This window comes from Vibrio cincinnatiensis DSM 19608 (genome assembly GCF_900167345.1).
GTDB classification, from domain to species: domain Bacteria; phylum Pseudomonadota; class Gammaproteobacteria; order Enterobacterales; family Vibrionaceae; genus Vibrio; species Vibrio cincinnatiensis.
The window spans coordinates 120,050-127,523 of the sequence record NZ_FUXB01000013.1; the positions used below are offsets into that span (position 1 = coordinate 120,050).

General features: G+C 48.2%; 5 protein-coding genes and 1 pseudogene. 2 read left to right on the forward strand and 4 right to left on the reverse strand.

Translation table 11 applies throughout. From position 1 onward, the window contains the following. Positions 1-22 precede the first annotated feature (22 nt). The 4 genes from fhuB to B5D54_RS12950 all read right to left on the reverse strand — a co-directional run bounded on the left by fhuB (position 23) and on the right by B5D54_RS12950 (position 5,891). Entirely contained in the window at positions 23-1,990 is a 1,968-nt protein-coding gene (gene fhuB, locus B5D54_RS12935) for a Fe(3+)-hydroxamate ABC transporter permease FhuB (protein ID WP_078926973.1), read from the reverse strand. Continuing rightward, on the reverse strand, positions 1,987-2,844 hold the full coding sequence (locus B5D54_RS12940; RefSeq protein WP_238124475.1) for an iron-siderophore ABC transporter substrate-binding protein: 858 nt from the start codon (positions 2,842-2,844) through the stop codon (positions 1,987-1,989). The genes fhuB and B5D54_RS12940 overlap by 4 nt, the downstream gene beginning before the upstream one ends. A 59-nt stretch (positions 2,845-2,903) precedes the next feature. Further along, positions 2,904-3,689 (reverse strand): ABC transporter ATP-binding protein, encoded by a 786-nt coding sequence (locus tag B5D54_RS12945; protein WP_078926975.1) that lies wholly within the window; start codon positions 3,687-3,689, stop codon positions 2,904-2,906. 102 nt (positions 3,690-3,791) lie between these two features. Beyond that, positions 3,792-5,891, reverse strand: a complete 2,100-nt coding sequence (locus tag B5D54_RS12950; protein WP_078926976.1) for a TonB-dependent siderophore receptor — start codon at positions 5,889-5,891, stop codon at positions 3,792-3,794. Between the two features lie 141 nt (positions 5,892-6,032). Here B5D54_RS12950 and B5D54_RS12955 point away from each other — a divergent pair. Further along, positions 6,033-7,142: pseudogene (locus B5D54_RS12955) on the forward strand (ABC transporter transmembrane domain-containing protein); the annotation flags it as partial. A 59-nt stretch (positions 7,143-7,201) separates the two neighbouring features. Continuing rightward, a partial coding sequence (locus B5D54_RS12960) for a helix-turn-helix domain-containing protein (protein ID WP_139364784.1) occupies positions 7,202-7,474 on the forward strand: 273 nt, incomplete at its 3' end.

A 7,474-nucleotide genomic window follows, 5' to 3' on the forward strand; every position in this document is an offset into this window, starting at 1 on the left:
GTCGAGTGGCGCTGCCAAAAAACTAGCGGTTACGGTTTGTCACCAGCAATAAAAGAAAATACCCGCCCCCAAGAATCGCCACTAACGTACCAGCGGCAATTTGCATTGGATAGAGCAGCGTTTGTCCGAGCCAATCGGCCCATAACATCAAACTGGCTCCAACCAAGCTGCCGATCATAAGCTGGGATTTAACCTGCTGTGCTCCTAACATCATCGCCATATGTGGGGCCACTAACCCAACAAAAGAAACCGGCCCCATGGTTGAAGTGACCAGCGCACAGAGTAAAGCCACAACACTGAGTAAAATAACGCTCGCCTGCTGTGGGTTTAACCCTCTTGCGCCAGCAAATTGCCGGCCAATCGAAATTAAGGTGAGCCAACGCGAAGTGGCGAAAGCCACGCCAGCAAGCAGTATCACGCCCAAGGCCAGCCAGCCTGCTTGTGAGGAAGAAACGCGATAAGTGGACCCTGCCAGCCACAATAAGATTTGATAACTGTCGGCACTGCCTTTGGCTAAACAAAATTGCACCAGCGCTTCGAGCAATGCGGTGATGGCAATCCCCGTCAAAATTAAGCTTGAAGGCGCATAGTGGTGCTTTTTACCCAGCAGCAATAACACAATCAATACGATGCCGCTACCGAGCAATGCCGTCAGCCACTGTGCGCCAAGCATGGATTGCCCCAGAAATAAGCTGGCAAACACTAAAGCAAACGTCGCCCCCGAAGAGACACCAAGAATATCTGGGCTGGCTAGTGGGTTATAAATCAAACGCTGTAAAATGGTTCCGGCCACTGCCAGCCCCATACCCGAAAATAAAGCGGTGATCGCCCTTGGCCAACGTAGCTGCCACTGATATTCATTCGGCACCCCCCACTGCCAACTGCCACTATTGACCTGCAACAACCCATGTAGTGCTAGCCCCAGCACAAAGGCAAAAATCAGTAACCCAATGGTGTAGCCACTTACACTCGCCCGCCGGTGTGGGAGGGAAATGGCTAATGAATCTTGTGCTTTAAGTTGACGCCGACTAAACCAGATTAATGCCGGAGCGCCAATCAGGGCGGTGGTAATACCACTGGGAACTACCTCTGCCGTCCATTGGCTTAGCCCCATAGCCATCATATCAGTCAGCAGTAACAGTAAAGCACCAAGTAAGGCGCTGCTGTACAGCTCCATTTTAGGCGTTCTTGCCCCCATGGCTCGAGCTATATTGGGCGTGAGTAAACCAATAAAACTGATCACTCCGACGGCAGTAATTGAGGCGGAAACCAACCAGATCCCCACCACCATTAAAATAAGGAAAGCGGGAACCACGGCTAAACCACGCGCCGCCGCCCCCTGATGCCCTAAGCGCATCAAGGTTAAAATCCGCGGAGCAACCATCAACAGTGGAATCGCAATCAGCAACCTTGGCGCTAACCAAGCAAGCCACTGCCAACCATTTTGCGCGAGATCTCCCGCCCCCCACATAAAGACATTTTGGGCAAACTGCTCATTAAGCAGCACCAAGGCGGTGGCAATGGCTCCCAACAAAATATTAACCACCATCCCTGAGACAACCAACGGTAGCCCTGTCATATTGCGCACACCCGCAATTAACATGATCAACGCAAACGCCATTAATGCACCACTCATAGCGGCTAATGCCGTGTAATCCGCCACCCAATGAGGGAACCAGATATTGACGATGATCAGCGCAAGCCAAGCGCCAGAAGAGGTGCCTAAGGTTAAAGGGGAAGTGAGGCTATTTTGCGTTAGTTGCTGCATTAAACTGCCCACTAAGCCTAAAATCGCACCAACTAACAGGGTGATCATCGCACGCGGAAGCTGAGCATAGAGAAAGTTAATCTCCGCAAATTCTTCCGCCTCCCAGCGCAGTGAAGCTAGCTGCCACTGCATCGAGAGCGATAGTTCATTACCCATTTGTAAACTCAGTGCAGCCGTCAGTAGGACACCAATCCATAAAAAACCAAGATGACGAACTCTCATGACTTAGGCGCCACCTCAAGTAAACTTTCGGTTACGGCCTCGGCGGTATAGCGCAATGACATCGCCCCCCCATAACTCCAGACCGACCGCACAGAATTGACCCGGCCTTGGCGCACAAAAGGCATGGCTTTCCATAATATGGACTGTTTGATCTTCTCTTCTTCCGCGAACGGTAAGATGTACAGCACATAGCCTTGTTTCACATGTTGCAACGCATTCAAGCGTTTTTGGATGATGCCCCATTGTCGAGCCGGTTGAGGCAGCGCCTCGGCAAGTCCCAGTTGCTCTAAAACATAATGAGTGGTGGAATTTTCTCCATAGAGAAAAACTGAGGTTGGGTTTGAAAAACGCATCACCACCACAGAGGGCAAAGGAGAACCCAACGCCTGTTGTAATTGCTGATTGAGCTCAGCAAACCGCTGCGCCATATCGGCTAACTTTTGTTCAGCCAAGTCGGTTTTATCAAACAGTTGCGCTAAGGTTTTAAATTGCTGAATGGCAATTTGAGCGGCGTTGTCCTGCTGTTCAAAGTTAGGAAGGTAGATAACTGGTGCAATACGTTCCAGCGTCGTAATCAGATCTTGCTGAGGAGAAGAGGCTAAAATCACCTCCGGTTTTAACGCCGCAATGGTTTCGAGATTCGGTTCAGCGCGAGTACCAATATCAACCACAGAGTCAGGCACCGCGGGCAAAACCACCCACTCACGATAACCCGGTAAGTTCGGTGCGCCGACCGGCGTTACCTCAAGTTCCAATACTTGCTCTAGCAAATCCCAATTCAGCACCACCACACGTTGTGGCACTTGCTCAAAGCTGTGTGTTTTCCGCCCATCGTGAATCTGAATGGCTGCCATGGCGTGGCTACTTCCTAGCAACAACAGCAACAAAAGACGCAGAAAAAGAGTCGTCGGCTTTACGCACATACAATAGCCACCTTGTTAGTTTTTGAGTCTGAAGAAGGGTGAGGATGATCGAGCAATTGAATCGGGGAATGGTACAATTCACTTAAACGCTGCTCATCCAGCATTAACTCGATGGAGCCATCAAAAGCCACTCTACCGCCTTTCAAAGCAACAATGTGCGAAGCGTAACGTAGAGCTAAATTAAGATCGTGCAAAATAACGATAATGCCGCACCCTTGCTGCTGGTTTAGCTCAGCCAGTAATGACATCAGTTGATACTGATGATGAATATCCAGTGCAGAGGTCGGTTCATCTAAAATCAACACCGGAGATTGCTGAGCCAGCAACATGGCAACCCAAGCTCGCTGACGCTCTCCCCCAGACAACTCATCGGCTAAGGTATTGGCAAAAGCCGTTACACCGGTTTGTTCCATCGCATGATCAATGGCCTGTTCATCACTCACTGTCCAACGACCAAAGGCACCACGCCAAGGGAAACGCCCCAACCGTACCAACTCACGCACGGTTAACCCCGCTGAGGTCGGCAGTTTCTGTGGTAAAAAAGCCACCGCTTTCGCTAATGATTTTGCCGAATATTGCGCTAAGGATTGCCCATTTAACAAGAGGTTGCCGGTATCAGGCATCTGCTGACCTGAGAGCAAACTCACCAGTGTCGATTTTCCAGACCCATTATGCCCAAGCACCACAGTCAGTTCTGTGGTGGGGATAGAGAGCGACTCAATCGCTAAAATTGTTCGCCCACCCCGCACCATCTGAATATCTGATAAGGTAAACATCGCTTTTCCTTTGAAAATCGACCAGAGTAAAAAATCAAATTCCCGCCGAAACGGGAATCATGCACACCTTACGCTTTGGTCTGTGGCATAAGGAGATAAGTATTACCAACGGTAATTCGCACTGAATACCGCACTGCGTGACTGACCGTAGTAACACCAATAATCACAGGCAGACACATACTCTTTATCCAACACATTGTTGATGTTGAGCTGTGCTTGCCACTGCAGAGTAATGTCATACGACACCATTACATCCCAAAGGGTGGCGCTCGGTACAGTGCGATCACTGCTTTTCGGATTATCTTTTGACTCACCAATATAACGCACGCCGGAACCAAAATTCCATCCATCTAAGCCCATTGGTGCTGCATTGTAATCCAACCAAAGCGAAGCCATATGGCGAGGAATTAAACCTGCTTGTTTTTTCCCTTGCCCATTGGTTTCCTCCGTTTTCGCATCGGTGAAAGTATAGCTGGCGGTCATTTTTAGTTGCTTAGTCAGATAGCCAACACTTTCTAACTCAACACCGTGTGACGTCACTTCCCCAGTTTGAGTTGCTTGATAAGTTGCCGGATCCGTCACTAGCGCATTCTTTTGCGTAATATCGAACCAAGCCAGGTTCATATAGCCATTGAAAAAGGCTGGCGTGTATTTTATCCCCAGTTCGGTCTGTTCACCTTCCAGTGGTTTGTACAGCTTGCCGGTACTTGAATCGATAGTGCTTAACACATCAAAAGATTGCGAGTAACTCACATAAGGGCTCAAGCCATTGCCAGCCAGATACATTACGCCAGCACTGAATGACCATTGGTTATCATCACGGCTTTCGTTCTCAGCTTGCTTGTGGCTTTCATTGTCGGTGCTTACCCAATCATATCGCGCCCCGAATGTACCGACCCATTGTTGATCCAGTTTAAGCTGATACTGGCTATAACCACTGGCTTGGCGTTTCACAATGTCACGATCAACCGAGTTCGCCTCATCAATCGGATTGTATTGACCATAGACAGGATAAAACGGATTGATGGTACCAAACGCATAATTGTCTTGCTCCATCCCTTTGGTTTTATGCTGCTGTACATCCAGCCCCATCAAGAGCGTATGTTCTAACCGTGAGGAGTACCACTTCGCTACCGCTTGATTATCTAAGCTAAAACTATGGGTGCGCCCATCACGAAACACGACACCGCGAGCCAGTTCAGACACCTCAGGATTATCATTAAAAAAGGCATAAGAGCTACGGAGATAAAGTTCGTTGTAACCATAATTAAAGCGCTGTGATAAGTTCCAAACCTCATCCCACTCATGCTCTAACTGATAGCCTACCGAGATCTGAGTACGTTCATATTTATCGTAATCCGGCTCACCTAAATTCGTTGAGGGATCAATATGCCCATGCTCGCTCCCTATTAAGGTTCCGGCTGCGGGAAAAAACGGGTTGGTGGGCACGCCTTTATCTTCCAAAAAACTGGCTAATAAGGTTAACTGAGTTCGTTCTGAAAGATCCATCGCTAAACTGGGTGCCAAGTAATAACGGTGGTTCTCTGAGCCATTGAGCTCACCATCACTATTTTTCATCGCCCCTACTAACCGATAACGAACCGACCCTTGTTCATTCGCATAATCAGAAAAATCAAAGGCAATGCCTCGATGATTGTGATTACCGACTTCTAGCTTAATTTCACCTTGTGGAACCTCGGTGGGCTTTTTCTGCACCGCATTCACTACCCCGCCTGGAGGCGCTTCACCATACAAAATCGCCGTCGGACCTTTCAATACCTCAATTTGCTCTAGCCCATAAGGTTCTAGCAACCAAGTATAATAACCATCCCGAAATAGGCGATGCCCATCAAGATAAGAGGCGGCATCAAACCCTCTGACTTTCAACCAATCGGTATCGTTATCCGCACCGTAAGGCTGGGCCATCACTCCAGCGGTATAACGCAGGGCTTCATCGAGTTTCTGGGGAGCGCGATAGTGTAAATCCGCTTCCGTCACGACTGACACCGACTTAGGTGTTTCCTGAGCAGGGGTATCCACTTTTAAGGCAGAAGCACTGATCACCATGGTTTCCATCTCGGTCATGGTGGCGGGTTCATTCGCCAGTACCGAAGAACTCATTCCGCCTAGACACGGAATCATCGTTAAACAAAGTGCATGACGGAAGGAGAAAATCAAGCGAGTTGGGCGAATGTCGGCCATATTAGGAAAAACCCCTGCGTGGTATTTGAGAATTATTTTAATTATCATTATTATTGTTTCGGTATTTTACTAATAATTCTCACAATTAAAAAGAAGAAATACGAACCACTCTCACTTTCATTAACCTAGGTCAACTTCTGCATGTTTCAATGGTTTGAAAATCTTACCAACGCGTTCCCTGAGCACGATCCCCAACAACCACCTAAAACTCTGTTTGGCTTTTGCCGTTATTACACTCGAGGGTTTGAAAAACCACTGCTGATCATGTCCCTACTCAGTGCTTGCGTCGCCATCGCTGAAGTCACCTTAGTGCGCTATTTAGGGGAGTTGGTGGATATGCTCAGTAGTAGTGACCGCGCCCACTTCTGGGAGGATAATGGTACTTCCCTACTCACCATGGCGGTGCTGGTGTTAGTCATCATGCCGATTTTGGCGTTTGCTCACTCAAACTTGCTACACCAAACCATTATGGGTAACTATCCAATGTCGATCCGCTGGCGGGTACACCGCTACCTGCTCAAACAAAGTGTCGGCTTCTTCCATCGAGATTTTGCGGGGCGCGTTGCCACCAAAGTGATGCAAAGTGCGCATTCCGTGCGTGAAGTAGTGATGAAACTGGTGGATTTATCAGTCTATATCTCGGTCTACTTTATTTCGATGCTGGTGATGATCGCCAGTGCCGATCAAGTATTGGTGCTCCCCATTGTGATTTGGCTCTGTCTCTATATTCTGATCCAATGCTACTTTATCCCTCGTTTAAAACGCATTTCGACCGCGCAAGCGCATGCGCAGTCCACCATGACTGGCGGTATTGTTGATACCTATACCAATATCACGACCGTCAAATTATTTTCTCATTCCCAGCGAGAAACTGACTATGCCCAAAAAAACATGAAGGGTTATCTCGCCACCGTGTATCAACAGATGCGCACCTTAACCAGCCTACTGTACAGCGTAGATGTCCTGAACTATCTGCTGCTGTTTTCTATCGCAGCACTCTCTATTCAACTCTGGTTAGCCGAATCGATCACCGTTGGGGTGATTGCCATTGGGATCAGCATTGCCCTACGTTTACAAGGCATGTCGAAATGGATCATGTGGGAGATTCGCGGCATGTTTGAAAGCATTGGTATGGTCATCGATAGCATGAATACCATTGCTAATGAGGTAGAAATTGAAGATGCCGTCAAGGCGAAACCACTCACCGTGACTCAGGGCGATATTCGTTTTCATCAGGTCTCTTTTCGCTATATACCCGTGATCATTGAAGATGCTTGATTTTTCATAAAATCAGGATCATGCTACACACCATGAAAATAATACTGACTTCTCAACAGAAACAACAACTCGAACAGATGCACGATTCAACTCGTGATGGGCGAGTGCGTGACCGCATCAAAGCGGTTTTACTTGCGTCTGAAGGTTGGAGCCAGGCGATGATTTCTCAAGCTCTTCGTATTCACGAATCGACCGTTGCTCGTCATCTCAGTGATTATGTTCTCTCTGAAAAACTTAAGCCTGAAAATGGTGGCAGCCAAAGCCGACTTTCTGCTGGGCAAACCATGCAACTTATCGAACATCTG